15 protein-coding genes are annotated in these 14,064 nt (G+C 68.5%); 12 read left to right on the plus strand and 3 right to left on the minus strand.

Annotated elements, in window-relative coordinates:
• Window positions 1-209 precede the first annotated feature (209 nt).
• From U7230_RS14920 to U7230_RS14945, 6 genes are all read left to right on the plus strand, one after another.
• The gene (locus tag U7230_RS14920) at window positions 210-1,973 is read left to right on the plus strand and encodes a methanol/ethanol family PQQ-dependent dehydrogenase (RefSeq protein WP_404980700.1); all 1,764 of its coding nucleotides are present in this window, start codon (window positions 210-212) and stop codon (window positions 1,971-1,973) included.
• Window positions 1,974-2,104: 131 nt separating this feature from the next.
• Complete coding sequence (locus U7230_RS14925) at window positions 2,105-3,403, plus strand: quinoprotein dehydrogenase-associated putative ABC transporter substrate-binding protein (RefSeq protein ID WP_324716623.1); 1,299 nt, start codon at window positions 2,105-2,107, stop codon at window positions 3,401-3,403.
• Complete coding sequence (locus U7230_RS14930) at window positions 3,403-4,764, plus strand: ABC transporter substrate-binding protein (RefSeq protein ID WP_324716624.1); 1,362 nt, start codon at window positions 3,403-3,405, stop codon at window positions 4,762-4,764. The genes U7230_RS14925 and U7230_RS14930 overlap by 1 nt, the downstream gene beginning before the upstream one ends.
• A gap of 7 nt (window positions 4,765-4,771) precedes the next feature.
• On the plus strand, window positions 4,772-5,800 hold the full coding sequence (locus U7230_RS14935) for a YVTN family beta-propeller repeat protein (protein ID WP_324716625.1): 1,029 nt from the start codon (window positions 4,772-4,774) through the stop codon (window positions 5,798-5,800).
• Between the two features lie 44 nt (window positions 5,801-5,844).
• Window positions 5,845-6,651: an ABC transporter ATP-binding protein gene (locus U7230_RS14940; protein WP_324716626.1), complete on the plus strand. Its 807-nt coding sequence runs from the start codon at window positions 5,845-5,847 to the stop codon at window positions 6,649-6,651.
• Window positions 6,648-7,547 carry an ABC transporter permease gene (locus tag U7230_RS14945; RefSeq protein WP_324716627.1) on the plus strand — a complete coding sequence of 300 codons (900 nt, stop codon included), beginning with the start codon at window positions 6,648-6,650 and terminating at the stop codon, window positions 7,545-7,547. The genes U7230_RS14940 and U7230_RS14945 overlap by 4 nt, the downstream gene beginning before the upstream one ends.
• A gap of 6 nt (window positions 7,548-7,553) precedes the next feature.
• Here the strand turns inward: U7230_RS14945 and U7230_RS14950 are convergent, their stop codons facing one another.
• On the minus strand, window positions 7,554-8,411 hold the full coding sequence (locus U7230_RS14950) for an ABC transporter permease (protein ID WP_324716628.1): 858 nt from the start codon (window positions 8,409-8,411) through the stop codon (window positions 7,554-7,556).
• Window positions 8,412-8,549: 138 nt separating this feature from the next.
• Here U7230_RS14950 and U7230_RS14955 point away from each other — a divergent pair, with 138 nt between their 5' ends.
• On the plus strand, window positions 8,550-9,581 hold the full coding sequence (locus U7230_RS14955; protein WP_324716629.1) for an ABC transporter substrate-binding protein: 1,032 nt from the start codon (window positions 8,550-8,552) through the stop codon (window positions 9,579-9,581).
• On the opposite strand, the gene U7230_RS14960 is transcribed toward U7230_RS14955, so the two are convergent.
• Window positions 9,562-9,873 (minus strand): hypothetical protein, encoded by a 312-nt coding sequence (locus U7230_RS14960; RefSeq protein WP_324716630.1) that lies wholly within the window; start codon window positions 9,871-9,873, stop codon window positions 9,562-9,564. The genes U7230_RS14955 and U7230_RS14960 overlap by 20 nt on opposite strands.
• Window positions 9,874-9,909: 36 nt before the next feature.
• On the minus strand, window positions 9,910-10,203 hold the full coding sequence (locus U7230_RS14965) for a hypothetical protein (protein ID WP_324716631.1): 294 nt from the start codon (window positions 10,201-10,203) through the stop codon (window positions 9,910-9,912).
• A 226-nt stretch (window positions 10,204-10,429) separates the two neighbouring features.
• Between U7230_RS14965 and U7230_RS14970 the strand changes: the two genes are divergently transcribed.
• From U7230_RS14970 to U7230_RS14990, 5 genes are all read left to right on the plus strand, one after another.
• Window positions 10,430-11,173: an HAD family hydrolase gene (locus U7230_RS14970; RefSeq protein WP_324716632.1), complete on the plus strand. Its 744-nt coding sequence runs from the start codon at window positions 10,430-10,432 to the stop codon at window positions 11,171-11,173.
• 34 nt (window positions 11,174-11,207) lie between these two features.
• The gene (locus U7230_RS14975) at window positions 11,208-12,113 is read left to right on the plus strand and encodes a transglutaminase-like domain-containing protein (RefSeq protein WP_324716633.1); all 906 of its coding nucleotides are present in this window, start codon (window positions 11,208-11,210) and stop codon (window positions 12,111-12,113) included.
• The gene (yjjX, locus tag U7230_RS14980; RefSeq protein ID WP_324716634.1) at window positions 12,110-12,688 is read left to right on the plus strand and encodes an inosine/xanthosine triphosphatase; all 579 of its coding nucleotides are present in this window, start codon (window positions 12,110-12,112) and stop codon (window positions 12,686-12,688) included. Before U7230_RS14975 ends, yjjX begins: the two co-directional genes overlap by 4 nt.
• 255 nt (window positions 12,689-12,943) lie before the next feature.
• Window positions 12,944-13,411: an SRPBCC family protein gene (locus tag U7230_RS14985; RefSeq protein WP_324716635.1), complete on the plus strand. Its 468-nt coding sequence runs from the start codon at window positions 12,944-12,946 to the stop codon at window positions 13,409-13,411.
• A 97-nt stretch (window positions 13,412-13,508) separates the two neighbouring features.
• Window positions 13,509-14,051 carry a (2Fe-2S)-binding protein gene (locus tag U7230_RS14990; RefSeq protein ID WP_404980533.1) on the plus strand — a complete coding sequence of 181 codons (543 nt, stop codon included), beginning with the start codon at window positions 13,509-13,511 and terminating at the stop codon, window positions 14,049-14,051.
• Window positions 14,052-14,064 lie beyond the last annotated feature (13 nt).

Here is a 14,064-nt window from a genome sequence, read left to right on the forward strand (position 1 = left end):
CCGATCTGAAACCGCTCCCTGGAGGTGATGCGGGAGGGGCCGTCGTGTTCGTGCAACCGGGGGGATGGCCTGGAGAAGAGCCCGGCGGGGGGAGGCCGGGTAGGGAAGGCAATCGATCGGGGAGGTGCAAACGAGCCGTGCAGAACCGGTCGTGGTGGCACCCATCGTGTGGTTTGCGTGGTCGGGCGGCCCTCGTCGTTGCCCTCTTGGTGGTGTGGGCCCTCCTCGCCTCGGCGGTCGCGCTCGCAGCCTCCGGCGCCGGAGGCGACCTGGTGAAGCTCCAGTCCGACGATTCCCAATGGGTCATGCCCGGCAAGAACTACTCGGTGACCCGCTACAGCGGGCTGGATCAGATCAACGCCTCCAACGTCAAGAACCTCAAAGTGGCCTGGACCTTCTCCACCGGCGTCCTGCGGGGTCACGAAGGATCGCCGCTTGTCGTCAACGACACCATGTACTTCGTGACCCCCTTTCCCAACATCGTCTATGCTCTCGACCTGACCAAGCCCGGCCCTGCCATCAAGTGGAAGTTCGTCCCACCCACGGACCCCAGGTCCATCGGGGTCGCGTGCTGTGACGTCGTCAACCGTGGGGTCGCCTACGGCGATGGAAAGATCTTCTTCAACACCCTCGACGCCCATACCTATGCGCTGGACGCCGGGACCGGCGAGGTCGTTTGGTCGGTCAAGCAGGGGGACGTCTCCAAGGGCGAAACGATTACGGCCGCGCCGCTGGTCGTGAAGGACAAGGTGATCAGCGGAATCAGCGGCGGGGAGTTCGGCATCCGCGGGTTCATCACGGCCAACGACATCAAGACGGGCAAGCAGGTGTGGAGGGCGTACACGACCGGGCCCGACGAAGACGTGTTGATCGGCCCGGACTTCAAGCCGTTCTACGCCAGCCTCAAGGGGAAGGACCTCGGCGTCGAGACCTGGCCCAAGGACCAGTGGAAGATCGGTGGCTCGGCAGTATGGGGTTGGTTCTCGTACGATCCCGAGCTCGACCTCCTGTACTACAGCTCGGGCAACCCGGGGACATGGAACCCGGACCTGCGCCCCGGAGACAACAAGTGGTCCATGACTATCTTCGCCCGGGACCCCGACACCGGTCATCTCAAGTGGGCGTACCAGACCACGCCGCATGACCAGTGGGACTACGACGGGGTCAACGAGCACATCCTGGTCGACCTGAAGATCAACGGCAGGACCCGTAAGGTGCTGGTCCACTTCGACCGCAACGGCTTTGCCTACACCATCGACCGGGCGACCGGCGAGGTGCTGGTGGCCAAGCCGTTCGTCCACGTCAACTGGGCCAAGGGGATCGACCTCAAGACCGGGCTTCCCATCCGCAACCCCGAGAAGAGTACCAAGCAGGGCGTCAACGTGACCAACATCTGCCCGTCGGCGCAAGGTGGCAAGGACCAGCAGCCCGCCGCCTACTCGCCGAGGACCGGGCTCTTCTACTCGCCGACCAACAACCTCTGCATGGACTATGAAGGCACCGAGGCGGCCTACGTGGCGGGCGTCCCGTACGTGGGCGCTACGGTGAAGATCTACCCGGGGCCCGGCGGCCATCGCGGGGAGTTCATCGCCTGGGACGCCACGACGGGCAAGAAAGTATGGAGTATCAAGGAGCCCGTCGGGCTGTGGGGTGGAGCGCTCGTGACCGCCGGCGACGTGGTCTTCTACGGTGACATGGCCGGCTGGTTCAAGGCCGTCGACGCCAGGACCGGCAAAGTGCTGTGGAAGTTCAAGACCGGTTCCGGCATCATTGGCAGCCCCATGACTTACAAGGGGCCCGATGGGAAGCAATACGTCGCCGTCCTGTCCGGTGTGGGCGGCTGGGCCGGGCTGACCGTCGCCGGCGACCTGTCGCTGGACGACCCGACCGGGGCGCTGGGCGCCGTCAACGCCTGGGGCGACCTGGTCCGGTACACCAACAAGGGCGGCATGCTCTACGTGTTCAGCCTCTGATCCTCTCGAGGGCGGGGCGGGCGCACCCGGGCCGGCGTCTTTCCGGCCCCACCAGGGCTCGGGGGCGGTGCGCCGCCCCGGTTTCCTCGACGCCCAGCAACTGCAACCCTGAGGTAAGCGGGTGACCAACCATGACTCTGGCACGTCGCACCCTGCTCATGGCGGCGGCCGGATTGACGATAGTGTCGGCCATCGTCGGCGGGCTCGGTGCGCGTTCACCCTCCTCCGCCCCTGCCAGGCGGCGCTGGGAGCTCAAAGTCTGCGCCGACCCCAACAATCTACCCTACTCCAACCAGAAGCTCCAGGGTTTCGAAAACCGCATCGCGGCTCTGGTGGCCGACGAGCTCCACGCCACGCTCGCCTACGAATGGTGGCCGCAGCGGCGAGGAGCCGTGCGCGACACGCTGCGGGAAGGCTCGTGTGACGTCATCATGGGCGTCCCTGACGGGTATCCGCTGGCCTTGACCACGGAGCCGTACTATCGGAGCTCCTACGTGTTCGTCTACCGGGCAGACCGGGGAGTCCACGTCCGCTCTTTCGACGACCCTGTCCTGAAGGAGCTGCGGATCGGGATCCAGATGATCGGCGACGACTACGCCAACAGCCCGCCTGCCCACGCCCTGGCCAACCGGGGCATCGTCGACCAGGTGCGCGGCTACAGCGTGTACGGCGATTACGACTCCCCGGCGCCTCTTTCTCCCATCGTCGACGCCGTCGTCAAGGGCGAGGTCGACGTGGCGGTGGTGTGGGGGCCCATCGCCGGCTATTTCGCCCGCCACGCGCCTGTCAAATTGGAGCTGGTGCCCGTCTCCCCCGAGATCGAACCGCCGTTTCTCCCGATGGTCTACTCGATCTCGATGGGTGTGCGGCAGGGAGACGAGGACCTCAAAACGCTGCTCGACGGCGTGATCGAGCGGCGATATCGGGATATCCAGCGCATTCTGCACGAATACGGCGTACCCACCCTTCCCGTCCCGGGCATGGATCAGGAGAGCGAGGCCAGTCCATCCGCCACCGATCCGCAACGGGCAGAGCTCGGGCAGCCGAGCGCCGATACCCTGGCGTTGTGGGAGCTGCTCGCGCCTGCGGTGAAGGCGGCGGCCCCGCAGCACCAGACGGCCGAGGGTTCCAAGAAGCTCAACCCCTATACCGGGAATCCTGAGGCCATCGCCGAGGGCAAGAAGCTCTTCATGAAGTGGGGTTGTTACGGGTGCCACGGCACCGGCGGAGGCGGCGGCATGGGGCCCAGCCTCATCGATACGCAGTGGATCTACGGCGGGGATGATGCCACCGTCTTCAAGACCATCAAGGAGGGGCGCCCCAACGGGATGCCGGCGTGGGGCAGCCACCTGAAAGATGACGAGATATGGGAGATCATGGCCTACATTCGCTCGCTCTACCGGGGAGACCCGAAAGCGGTGAACTGGTGATGAGCGACTCATCATTGACCCGAAGACGGCTCTTGTGCCGGGTCGGTGCCGCCGCCGGTGCCCTGGTGGCCGGGAGCCGGTTGAAGCGTCTCTCCATGAGCGCTTCCCAACCGTTGACCGCGAGGGCCGCCACCTCGCAACCGCTCCGGATCGGCGTCGTCGTGCCCTCCCGAACGGGGTTGACCCCCGTGCGGGCCGCTTCCCAGCAGGTGGCCGGCCAGGCGGCCCTGCAAGGGGCGATCATGGCGGGGGAGGAGCTGGGCCAGGTCGCCGGTATGCTGGACAAACAGCTGGAGGTGCTGGTGTCGAGCGCCCCGACGGCAGAAGCGGCGAAGCGGGCGGCCGAGCGCCTGGTGGACCTGGAGGGAGTCTTCGCCCTGGTGGGAGGGTTCGACGTGGCGACCTGCCAGGCTCTTTCGGGGGTGGCCGATGAGGCGGAGGTGCCGTTCCTCAACATCGGCTGCGCGAGCGACGCGCTCCGGGGGGCATCGTGCCGTCGGTTCACCTTCCACTTCGAGGCGAGCGCCGCCATGTACCTGGACGCGCTGGCCGACTGGTTCGTGCGGGAAGGCATCCGCCAGTGGTTCTTCGTGACGGCGGCCACGGACGAGGGACGTGCCCTTCTGGCCCGCGGCCGGTATGCCCTGGAGCGGCGCCACTGGGGTGGCAAGGAGGCAGGCAGCGCCGAGGTGCGGGAGGACGAACCGGAGTTTGGCCGGGCTCTCGACGCCATTGCGCGGGCTCGTCCCGACTTGGTGGTGCTGTTGCTCGGCGCGGTGGCGCAGCTGGACTTCTTGGGCCAGTACGAGGCCGCCGGCCTGTCGTATCCGGTGACGGGCTTTCCGGAGGCGGTCGCGCAGACCCGCACCTTCTTCGCCGCGGCCCGTAACACCGCGCCCCGCGCAGGAGCGGGCCACCGGGCGGTCCTGTGGGAGGCGAGCCTGGACGACTACGGGGGCCGGGAGCTCAACGCCCGCTATCGCGAGCGTTGGGGGATGCCCATGGATCCGAGCGCGTGGGCCGCGTGGGAGGCCGTGAAGATCCTCTGGGAAGCGGCGTCGTTCGCGGGTACGACCGACGGGCGGGCCCTGGTCCAGTACCTCGAGGCGCCCGATACCACCTTCGACGTCCACAAGGGGATCGGGGTCTCCTTCCGGCCGTGGGATCACCAGCTCCGCCAGACGCTCTACCTGGTCAAAGTCAACGACCGGGCCGAGAGCGCCTGGGACCTGGCCACGCTGGCAGGCGAACTTCCGGAGACCCACCGGCCGGGCTTCAGCCCCAACGAGATGCTCGACCAGATCGGCGACCTGGCGAACCGGAGCCAGTGCCATTTCGGCTCCGGCAGCTCCGGGAGGTGACCGGCCGGTGAACCGGAAGGCCGTGACGGCCGTCGTCCTGACCGCCCTCGTGGTGGTGCTGGCCGCTGCGGCGGGCGGCGCGGGACAAGCGGGGCCGCGTTATCGCGTGTTCGCTTCCAACGAGTACGGGGGGACCGTGAGCGTCATCGACCCGGAGAAGGACGAGGTGATCGCCACCATCCGGGTCTCCAACCGCCCTGGCGACGTCCGGCCCCGGGGCCTGGGCGTGAGCCCCGACGGCAAGACCGTCTACGTGGCCCTCAGCGATTTCGCCCCCCAGGTGGAAAGCGACGAGGACGGGATCGTCGCGATCGATGTGGCGACGGCCAGAGTCGTAGGAAAGTTCCGCGTGGGGAGCGATCCGGAGCGGCTGGCGGTCAGCCCCGACGGGAGGCAGCTGTGGGCGGCCAACGAGGACGCCGCCCAGGCGACGGGGTTCGACATCCGGACGGGTGAGGTGCTGGGGAGCTTTCCCTCGGGCATCGAGCCGGAGGGAGTGGCCGTCAGCCCGGACGGGCGGTGGGTCTACGTGACGGGCGAGGTGAGCCACACGGTCACGGTCATCGATGCCAGGGAGCTCCGGGTCGTCAAGCACGTGATGGTGGGTGCCCGCCCCCGCATCGTGATCTTTTCACGCGACGGCAAGCGCGCGTACGTGTCCGCCGAGATCGGGGGCACGGTCTCGGTCATCGACCCATCCCGCCACCAGGTGATCCACACCGTCCGGCTCGGCACCAACACTCGCCTGGTGGGCCTGGCGCTCACGCCGGACGGGAAGCGGTTGTTCGCGGCGGCGGGCGGGACCAACTCGGTCTTCGTCATCGACACGCAGAGTCTCGACGTGATCAAGGAGATCCGGGAGCGGATGGGGCGCCGCCCGTGGGGCATTGCGGTAACGCCCGACGGGAAGAAGGTTTACACCGCCAACGGGCTGTCTGACAGCGTCTCCGTGATCGACACCTCCACCCTCACCGTCGTGAAGAACATCAGCACGGGCAGGGGCACTCACGACGTGGTCGTGGGGATCGTGCCATGAGCGCCGGCGGCGCTGGGCGACGCCCTCCGGTTGCCGGCTGCGTCATGAAGCCGGCGGACGCGATCACCTGCGAGGCCTTGACCCGCCGTTTCGGCGACACGGTGGCCGTTGACGGGCTCGACCTATCGGTGCGGCCGGGCGAGATGCTGGCCTTGCTCGGTCCCAACGGGGCCGGCAAGAGCACCACCGTGCACATGCTCACCACCATGCTGCCGCCCACCTCCGGCCGGGGCCGGGTGATGGGGCTCGACGTGACGCGCCACGCCCGGGAGGTACGCTCTCTCATCGGTGTGGTCTTCCAGGAGCCCGCTCTGGACGACCGCCTGACGGCATGGGAAAACCTGGAGTTTCACGCGGTGCTCTACGGGATTGCAGGGCGGCACCGTAGAGAGGCCATCCAGAGGGCGCTCGAGTGGGCGGAGCTGCAGGGGCGCGCCCACCACCTGGTACGTACCTTTTCCGGGGGGATGAAGCGAAGGCTCGAGCTGGCTCGGGCGCTCATGCACGGCCCGGCGGTACTCTTCCTGGACGAGCCGACGCTGGGCCTCGACCCGCAGGGCCGGCGCAAGCTTTGGGAACAGATTGCGGCATTGCGCTCCCGCGGCGTCACCACGCTGCTCACTACCCACAACATGCTGGAGGCGGAACAGTGCGACCGGGTAGCCATCATCGACCGCGGCCAGCTCCTGGTGGTGGATACGCCGTCGGCCCTCAAGGAGCGCTCTTTGGGCGGCCCGACGCTCGAGGACGTCTTCCTGCAGCTGACCGGCCGGCAGCTGCGCGACCCGGACGCAAGCCCTCGGGAGTGGCTGTTGAGCTTCGGGCGGCGGGGAGGGGAGCATACGCGATGAGCGGTGCCGCCGGTGTGGCCCGGCTGGCCCGTTCTCCGGCTTTCTACCTCGCTGCTGCCTGGATCGTGTGGCGCCGGGAGCTCCTGCGCTACCGGCGGGAGCGCTCCCAATGGTTCGGCGGGGTGTCGAGGGCCGTCTTGTGGCTGGTGGTGCTGGGGTTCGGGTTGGGGGCCTCCTTTCGGGACATCGAGGGGTACACCTACGCGCAGTACATGCTCCCGGGCGTCGCGACCCTCAACGTGCTGTTCGCGAGCACGCAATCGGCCATCGCCCTGGTCTGGGACCGGGAAGTCGGGCTCATGCGGGAGGTCCTGGTGTCGCCCGCCCCGGTAACGTCGGTGGCGGCGGGCAAGGTGCTGGGGGGTGCGACGGTGGCCCTCATCCAGGCGACCATCGCCCTGGCTTTCGCTCCGGTGGTCGGCGTCTCCCTGGCGCCGGACCGGTTGCTGTTGGCCTGGGCCGTCGTCTTCTGCATGGGCATCACCATGACGTCCATCGGTGTACTCATTGCCAGCCGCATGCGGAGCTTCGAGGGATTCGGCAGCATCTCCAACGGGGTCGTGCTGCCGCTTTACTTCCTCTCCGGCTCGGTCTTCCCGCTCAAGGGGATCATCGGAGGGGTCGGTTTCCTGGAGATTCCGGATACACTGCGAGCGGAGCTCGCCCGGCTGGGCATCCACGCGCTGGGCGGGGGATGGGTCGTCCGGCTACCCGCGTGGCTGCAGGTGCTGGTCTACGTCAATCCGGTGAGCTACCAGCTCGACCTGCTGCGCTACGTCTTGCTGGACTACCAGCAGCTGCCGATGGTGGCCGACGTCGCGCTCGTGGCGGCGGCCCCGGTGCTGGCGATGGGCGTGGCCGTCCGGGCCATGGCGCGGATGGCAGGGCAGCGCTGACCCGTCTCAAGGCGCCGGCGGCCTCCAACGGAAGACGCGGCGCTCGGCCGCCCGCATGAGCGATTCGGCGGCCTGGGCAACGGCGACGGTCGCCACCCCGTAAGCGAGGATCGCCTGCATGTTGAACATCTGGAAGTAAAAGTGAATCTGGTAGCCGACTCCCGACGGCCGGCCCAGCAGCTCGGCGAACAGGACCATCTTGAACGCAAGCCCCACGGCGACGCGGGCGCTACCGGCGAGGTAGGGCATGACCTGCGGTAGCAGGACGTAGCGCCAGCGAGCCATCCGGGGGACCGGGAAGACCGTGGCCATGTCGAGGAGCTTCCGGTCGAGGGCCCGGGCCGCCTCTCTCATCGCCGCGGCTACTCCCGGGGCGACGGAGGCGGCCGTGGCCAGCACGGCCGCCGTTTCGTCGAGGCCGACCGTCAGGTAGGCCACTACGATGATGAGCAGACGGGGGATGGCGAGCGCCGTGACCAGCCAGGGCCCGAAGAAGGCGTCCGCGCGGCGGGAAAGACCCATCCACAAGCCGGCCGCGCCGCCGGCTACGAGCCCCAGGATGGTGGCCGAAAGGACCCGTAGCGTCGTGGCCTCGAGGTGGTAGAGCAGAGGGCCTGCCGTCGTTTCCCGCCACAGGCGCACCGCCACCGTGCGGGGAGACGGGATCAAAGCGGGCCCGGCCTGGCGAGCGGCCCACTCCCAGAGGGTGAGAAGGGCGACGAGACCCAGGGTAGCGAGCAGTGCGTCGCGGCGTCTTGCGTCGGCAAGCATGCCGTGGGCCAGCGCGGGTAGGGTACCGGGATGGCCGCCGGGCACGGGTACGCCACGGGACACGGAACCGGTACTCGAAGGCGTGATCGCCATCGTTGCCACCTCACCGGAGAAAGGAAGAGGTAGGCACCGTAAGAACGGTTACATTATATCAAGTCCCACCGCCGTGGCGGTTGCCGGCCGCGGGCGGTAATCGGCCCGCCGGTGGGCCAGGAAGGGAGCGAGGCAGGGATGCGCGGCGCCAGCGTGGTCAGCGCCCGGCGCGCCGGGCGAATGGTGGTGGGCGTGCTGCTGGGATGGATGGCGCTCGCAGCCGTCCCCCATGTCGAAGCGGTTGCGCAGGAGAGCCCGGTGCTGCGGGTAGGCTTGCAGGCGGGCGGTACCTTCGGTTGGGAAATGGCCGTCATGGAGCAGCTGGGGTTGGACCGGGCCAGGGGCCTCCGGCTGCAAAAGGTGCAGTTCGCCACCAAGACGGCCGCCGAGACGGGCCTTCGGGCGGGTACGGTCGACGTGCTGGTGGACGACTGGGTGGGCGTTTCCCGTATGCGAGAGCAAGGCATCCCGGTGCAGGCGGTCGACGCGTTCAGCCGGGCCGTCGGCGGGATCCTGGTGAGCGCCGGAGCCCCCATCCGTACACCGGCCGATTTGCGGGGCCGGCGCATCGGCGTGGTGAGCTTGCAGGACAAGAGCTACCTCGTGCTCCGGGCCGTGAGCGTCGCGCGCTACGGCTTCGACCCGCAAAGGGACGCCGAGGTAGTACCGGCGGCTCCTCCCTTGCTCAACCGGCTGCTGGAGCGGGGAGACCTGGACGCCATCGTGCAGTACTGGCAGTTCGTGCCGGGGATGACCGCAAGCGGGCGCTTCCGGGAGCTGGCCAGCACCGTGCAATTGATCCGCCAGATCCGGCCGGACGCGGACCTGCCGTTCTTGGTGGTGGCCGCAACGGATGATGCCATCACGTACAAGCGGGCGCAGCTGGCGGCCTTCCTCGACGCCCTACGGGAGAGCAAGCAGCGCCTCGCCTCCGACGAGACGCTCTGGGACGGGCTGTTGCAGCAGGGCGTGCTCGGGATCGACGACCCGGCGCTGATTCCGGGGCTGCGGCAGCGCTACCGGGAAGGGCTGCCGGGGCCGTGGGACGGCCGTACCGTCGACGGCCTCAGCGCGCTGACGGCGGCGCTCATCGACGTGGCAGGGGAGGACGTCGTCGGAGTGGCGGGCCTGCAACCGTCCGCCTACAACGTCACCGTGGCCAGAAGATGACCAGCCGGCTCCTCATCCGGTGAGGGACGTGGGCGAGGGCGGCGGCGGCCACGACGACCGCGGCCGCCACGCCCACCCACCGCAGGCCGGAGCTCACGTACCGGCGGACGACGTACGGCAGGTCGATGATGTCGTAGATCCAGACACTGGTGGCCGCCGCGGCGGCTGCCAGGTGGACGGCGTGGGCGACCCCGGCGGCCAGCGCCCCGAGCCCGGCCAAAGAGGCGATGGCCCGCGCTCTCCGCATGCGCCTGCTGGGGCCCCGACCCAGCCTTGCGACGACCAGCCGCATGATCGCATCGTCCTCCTGCGACTTCGCCGGCCCTGCTCACGAACGGCCCATGGCCGCCTTCCCGAGGCTATATATGCCGCTGGCCATGGCGCCATACTGGATGCCCTGGAGCACCGCCTCCCGGACCGCCCCGTCGGGAGGCTGGCCCACCACCGGGCCTGCGAAGAGGAAAGCGTTGAGGGCGTTGAGTGCGATGCTCAGCGCCAGCACCGAGAGGGGAATGACCACCTGCTTGGTCAACCGGGCGTCAAGGGCGAGGCGCAGGGCGAGCTCCTTCACGAGTTCGATGAGCACGATGACGAGGCCGATGACGATGAGGGGGTCGACCACGGCGTTCGCAGGCTCCTTTCATGGAGATAATGGTTGTGGCTCCCGGCGTCCGGGGCACGGGAGACTGGGAGAGCATTTCCACCCGTCCCCCGTCTCCCGCCTGCCGGGGGCAAGGGCGGTGCGCAGGAGGCGCGGGCGGGTGCACCAGAGAAAGCTTGGCCTGGCACCGCCGCCGGTGCCCCGAGCCATACCCATCCACGTTCTCGAGCAGGAGTGAGGGGATACGATGCCGTCAGCGACCGCTCCGGTGCAGGCCGTGTTGTTCGACCTGGATGGCACGCTCAACGGGATCGACATGGAGCGCTTCCTTCCGCTTTACTTCCGAGCGCTCGGAGAGTACGTCGGCCACTTGATAGAGCCGCAGCGCCTCGCCCGGGAGGTCTGGAAGGCAACCGAGGCCCTCCTCCAGGACGGGAGCATGGAGCTCAGCAACGCCGAAAAGTTTCGCCGCCTGTTTCTGCCAGACCAGGGAGAGCTGCGGGATCGGCTTTACCCGTGGTTTGACCGGTTTTACGCGGAGCGGTTCGGGCTTCTTCGCCAGCATGCTCCGGTGACCCCTCTCGCCCGTCAGGTCGTGACCGCCGTGCGGCAAATGGGTATGCGCGTGGCGGTGGCCACCAATCCTGTCTTTCCGATGAGCGCCATCCGCCAACGCCTGCAATGGGCCGGCCTCGGGGACGTGCCGTTCGATTGGGTGACGGCGATGGAAAACTCCCACGCCTGCAAACCCAACCTCGCGTATTTCCGGGAAATCTCCGAGCGTCTCGAGGTGCCACCGGAGCGCTGCCTGATGGTGGGCAACGATCGGGACGAGGACATGGTCGCCGCGAAGCTCGGGATGCACACCTATTGGGTGACGGACTTGCCGATCGATCGAGGGCGAGCAAGGATCGAGCCCGAAGGGCAAGGGCCGCTCGCTTCTTTCCTGGATTGGTTCCGGACCCGGCTGGCACGAGAGGCTTCCGCTTGATATGGTGGGAGTAGGGGGAGGGCGTAGGAGGTTCGTGGCCAGACAGCTAACGGCATCGGAGCTTCAAGCGCTCGTGCGCTTGCTGGGAGATGACGACGAGCGGACGGTCAAGGTCGCCCGGCAGCGCCTGATGGAGGCCGGGGAGGCGGCCGTCCGGTGGCTGGTAGCCGCGGCCAACGAGGCGGATCCCATGGTCCGGGGACGCGCCCGCCTCCTGCTCGACGACCTCCGGTTCCAGGGTCTCAAGGATCGGCTGACGCTGCTGGTGCGCCGGGGCAGCGACGAGTTCGACCTGGAAGAAGGGCTTTTCGTCGTCGCTCGCTCCCGCTACCCGGATCTCGACGAGGCGCCTTACCGCGAACGCCTGCGCGCCATGTCCGACGAGCTGGTGCGCCGCAAGGTGCCCCGCATGTCGGCGCCCGAGGCGGCAGCCGCCATCAATCGTTACCTCTTCCACGAGCTGGGCCTGCGCAGCAATGAGGCGCACTACTATGACCCCGACAACGTCTGCATCCACCAGGTGCTCGACCGGAAGGCCGGCGTGGGGCTCTCGCTGGCGGCCCTGTATTTGGTGGTCGGGCGGCGGGCCGGCTTCCAGGCGCACGCCGTCTCGCTGCCGGGGCGGATCGTGGTGAGCGTCCCGACGAGCCCGCCCTTCTGGGTCGATCCCGCCGAGAGCGGGCGGGTCCTCTCCCGCCACGATCTCGTCGCCATCGCTCGCGAGGCGGGGCACCAGTTCGAGGAGTCGATGCTGGACCCGCTCCCCGACCGTGAGCTGGTGGAGCGGATGCTGGCCCACCTGATGCGGGTGTACGCGCTCACCTCCCAAAGGGTGGCGGCGGAGCGGGCCGAGGAGCTGCTCAAGGTACTGAGCCGTGGCGCCGGCGACAAGCCCGGGGCGGCCGCCTCATCGGTATCCCGGGGGGACAGCGGCGCTTGACGGGGCCCTCGGCCTGGGGCCCGCGGACCGTGGCCGTGGGCTCCACCAACCCTGCCAAGGTGGAGGCCGTGCGCCAGGTCCTGCGGGAGCTCTTCGGCGAGCGGGTCGCCCTGGTCGGCGTGGACGTGCCGAGTGGCGTCTCGCCCCAGCCCCTGTCGTGGGACGAAACCCTGCGCGGGGCGCGTGGCCGCGCCGAGGGGGCGCTCCGGGAGGTGCCGGAAGCGACCTGGGGCGTGGGCGTGGAAGGCGGGGTCCACCTCGAGCCGGATGGGCGCGGGTGGCTCGTGACCATAGCTGCCGTGGCCGATCGCAGGGGCCGGATCTCTCACGGGGAAGGCCTGCGCCTGCTGTTGCCCGACCGGATGGTCGAGGCGCTGCGCTCCGGGCAGGAGCTCGCCCGGGTGGTCGACGCTCATTTCCCCGGCGGCGACGCGAGGGTCGAGCCCGGCGCCGTCGGTTACCTCACCAGGGGCCTCATCACCCGCACTCAACTGGTGCGCGTTGCCGTGGTCGCCGCCCTGGCGCCCCGGCTGTTCCCGGAGCTCTATCCTTCCCTGGCACCGTCCGGATCGTGAGGCACCTCCGGCGAGGTCGCGCAGGTTGACACTACGTCCACAGGGAATACAATAAGTAATCGATCGCACCACCGCTGCTGGTTACTTTCGTCTCCCTCCATCTTTGCCGCTCTGCGACGCTGCAGCGGTTCTGCTCCTCGCACACAGCCCGGTGCGTGTGCTCGTGTTCTGCACGTGAGGCCCGCTCTGCCATGCGCGGGTCTCGCCATACTGCTCGAGCCCGGCGGATTCTTCCCGGCATGGAGGTCGTCGGCGGTGCAGATCGAGTACCAGCAGGAGTACCCGGCCCCGGCTGAGGTCGTCTGGAACGTGCTGCTCGACCCGGAGATCCTGGCCCGCCACTTACCCGGTTGCAAACGGCTCGACCCGGAAGGGGACGGAGCCTACCTGGCGACCCTGGAGATCGGCCTGGGCCCGGTGAGGGGTACGTATACCGGCAAAGTGGCCGTCAAGGACCTGCGTCCTCACTCGAGCTATCGCCTTCTCGTGGAGGGGGGCGGTGGGCCCGGCCAGGTCAAGGGCGAGGGCGTCATCCAACTCGTGCCGACCGGCCACGGGAGCACGCTGTTGCGTTGCGTCGGGGACGCCACGGTCACCGGCACCCTCGCCGCGGTCGGCCAGCGGCTGCTGGGCGCGGTAGCTCGCATGATCATGGGGAACTTCTTCAGCGGGATGGGGACCGAAATCGCTGCCAGGGCGGGCGCCGCCTCTTCGGCATCGTGAAGGGCTTTTCTCCGAGCCCGGGGCCGCGGGGGAAGGGGGCGGCGAGAGTGGGCCTCGGGAACGACAGGGATACGCGCCCTTCGGGATGTCCGGTGCCATGAGAGGCGGCAGCGACGCCGGCAGGGAAGGGAGCGGCGATCACTTGAGACACAAAGTGACCATCACGGTCAACGGGGTCACCACCACGCACGAGGTAGAGCCCCGGCTCCTCCTGGTCCACTACCTCCGGGACGTCCTGGGCCTCACCGGCACCCACATCGGCTGCGATACGAGCCAGTGCGGCGCCTGCACCGTCCTGATGGACGGCAAGGCGGTCAAGTCGTGCACCGTGCTGGCCATCCAGGCCGATGGTGCCCATATCACCACCATCGAGGGGCTGGCCTCCGACGGGCAGCTCCATCCCCTCCAGGAGGCCTTCTGGGAGCATCACGGCCTGCAGTGTGGCTTTTGTACGCCCGGCATGATCATGGCGAGCGTGCAGCTCTTGCACGACCATCCGGATCCGACCGACGAGGAGATCCGCAAGGGGCTCGAGGGCAACGTGTGCCGCTGCACCGGCTATCACAACATCGTCAAGGCCGTGAAGGAAGCGGCCAGGGTCCTGCGCGAGCAGCCGGCGGCGGTCTCCGAGAAAGCCTAGGGGTAGGAGGAGG

Source organism: Limnochorda sp. L945t (assembly GCF_035593305.1).
GTDB lineage: Bacteria > Bacillota > Limnochordia > Limnochordales > Geochordaceae > Carboxydichorda > Carboxydichorda subterranea.

What these genes read in the sequence shown, in the direction of transcription:
- U7230_RS14925 (WP_324716623.1), top strand. Translation starts at nt 2,105, where the DNA reads ATGACTCTGGCACGTCGCACCCTGCTCATGGCGGCGGCCGGATTGACG.
- U7230_RS14930 (WP_324716624.1), top strand. Translation starts at nt 3,403, where the DNA reads ATGAGCGACTCATCATTGACCCGAAGACGGCTCTTGTGCCGGGTCGGT.
- U7230_RS14940 (WP_324716626.1), top strand. Translation starts at nt 5,845, where the DNA reads ATGAAGCCGGCGGACGCGATCACCTGCGAGGCCTTGACCCGCCGTTTC.
- U7230_RS14945 (WP_324716627.1), top strand. Translation starts at nt 6,648, where the DNA reads ATGAGCGGTGCCGCCGGTGTGGCCCGGCTGGCCCGTTCTCCGGCTTTC.
- U7230_RS14950 (WP_324716628.1), bottom strand. Translation starts at nt 8,411, where the DNA reads ATGGCGATCACGCCTTCGAGTACCGGTTCCGTGTCCCGTGGCGTACCC.
- U7230_RS14955 (WP_324716629.1), top strand. Translation starts at nt 8,550, where the DNA reads ATGCGCGGCGCCAGCGTGGTCAGCGCCCGGCGCGCCGGGCGAATGGTG.
- U7230_RS14960 (WP_324716630.1), bottom strand. Translation starts at nt 9,873, where the DNA reads ATGCGGCTGGTCGTCGCAAGGCTGGGTCGGGGCCCCAGCAGGCGCATG.
- U7230_RS14970 (WP_324716632.1), top strand. Translation starts at nt 10,430, where the DNA reads ATGCCGTCAGCGACCGCTCCGGTGCAGGCCGTGTTGTTCGACCTGGAT.
- U7230_RS14990 (WP_404980533.1), top strand. Translation starts at nt 13,509, where the DNA reads ATGAGAGGCGGCAGCGACGCCGGCAGGGAAGGGAGCGGCGATCACTTG.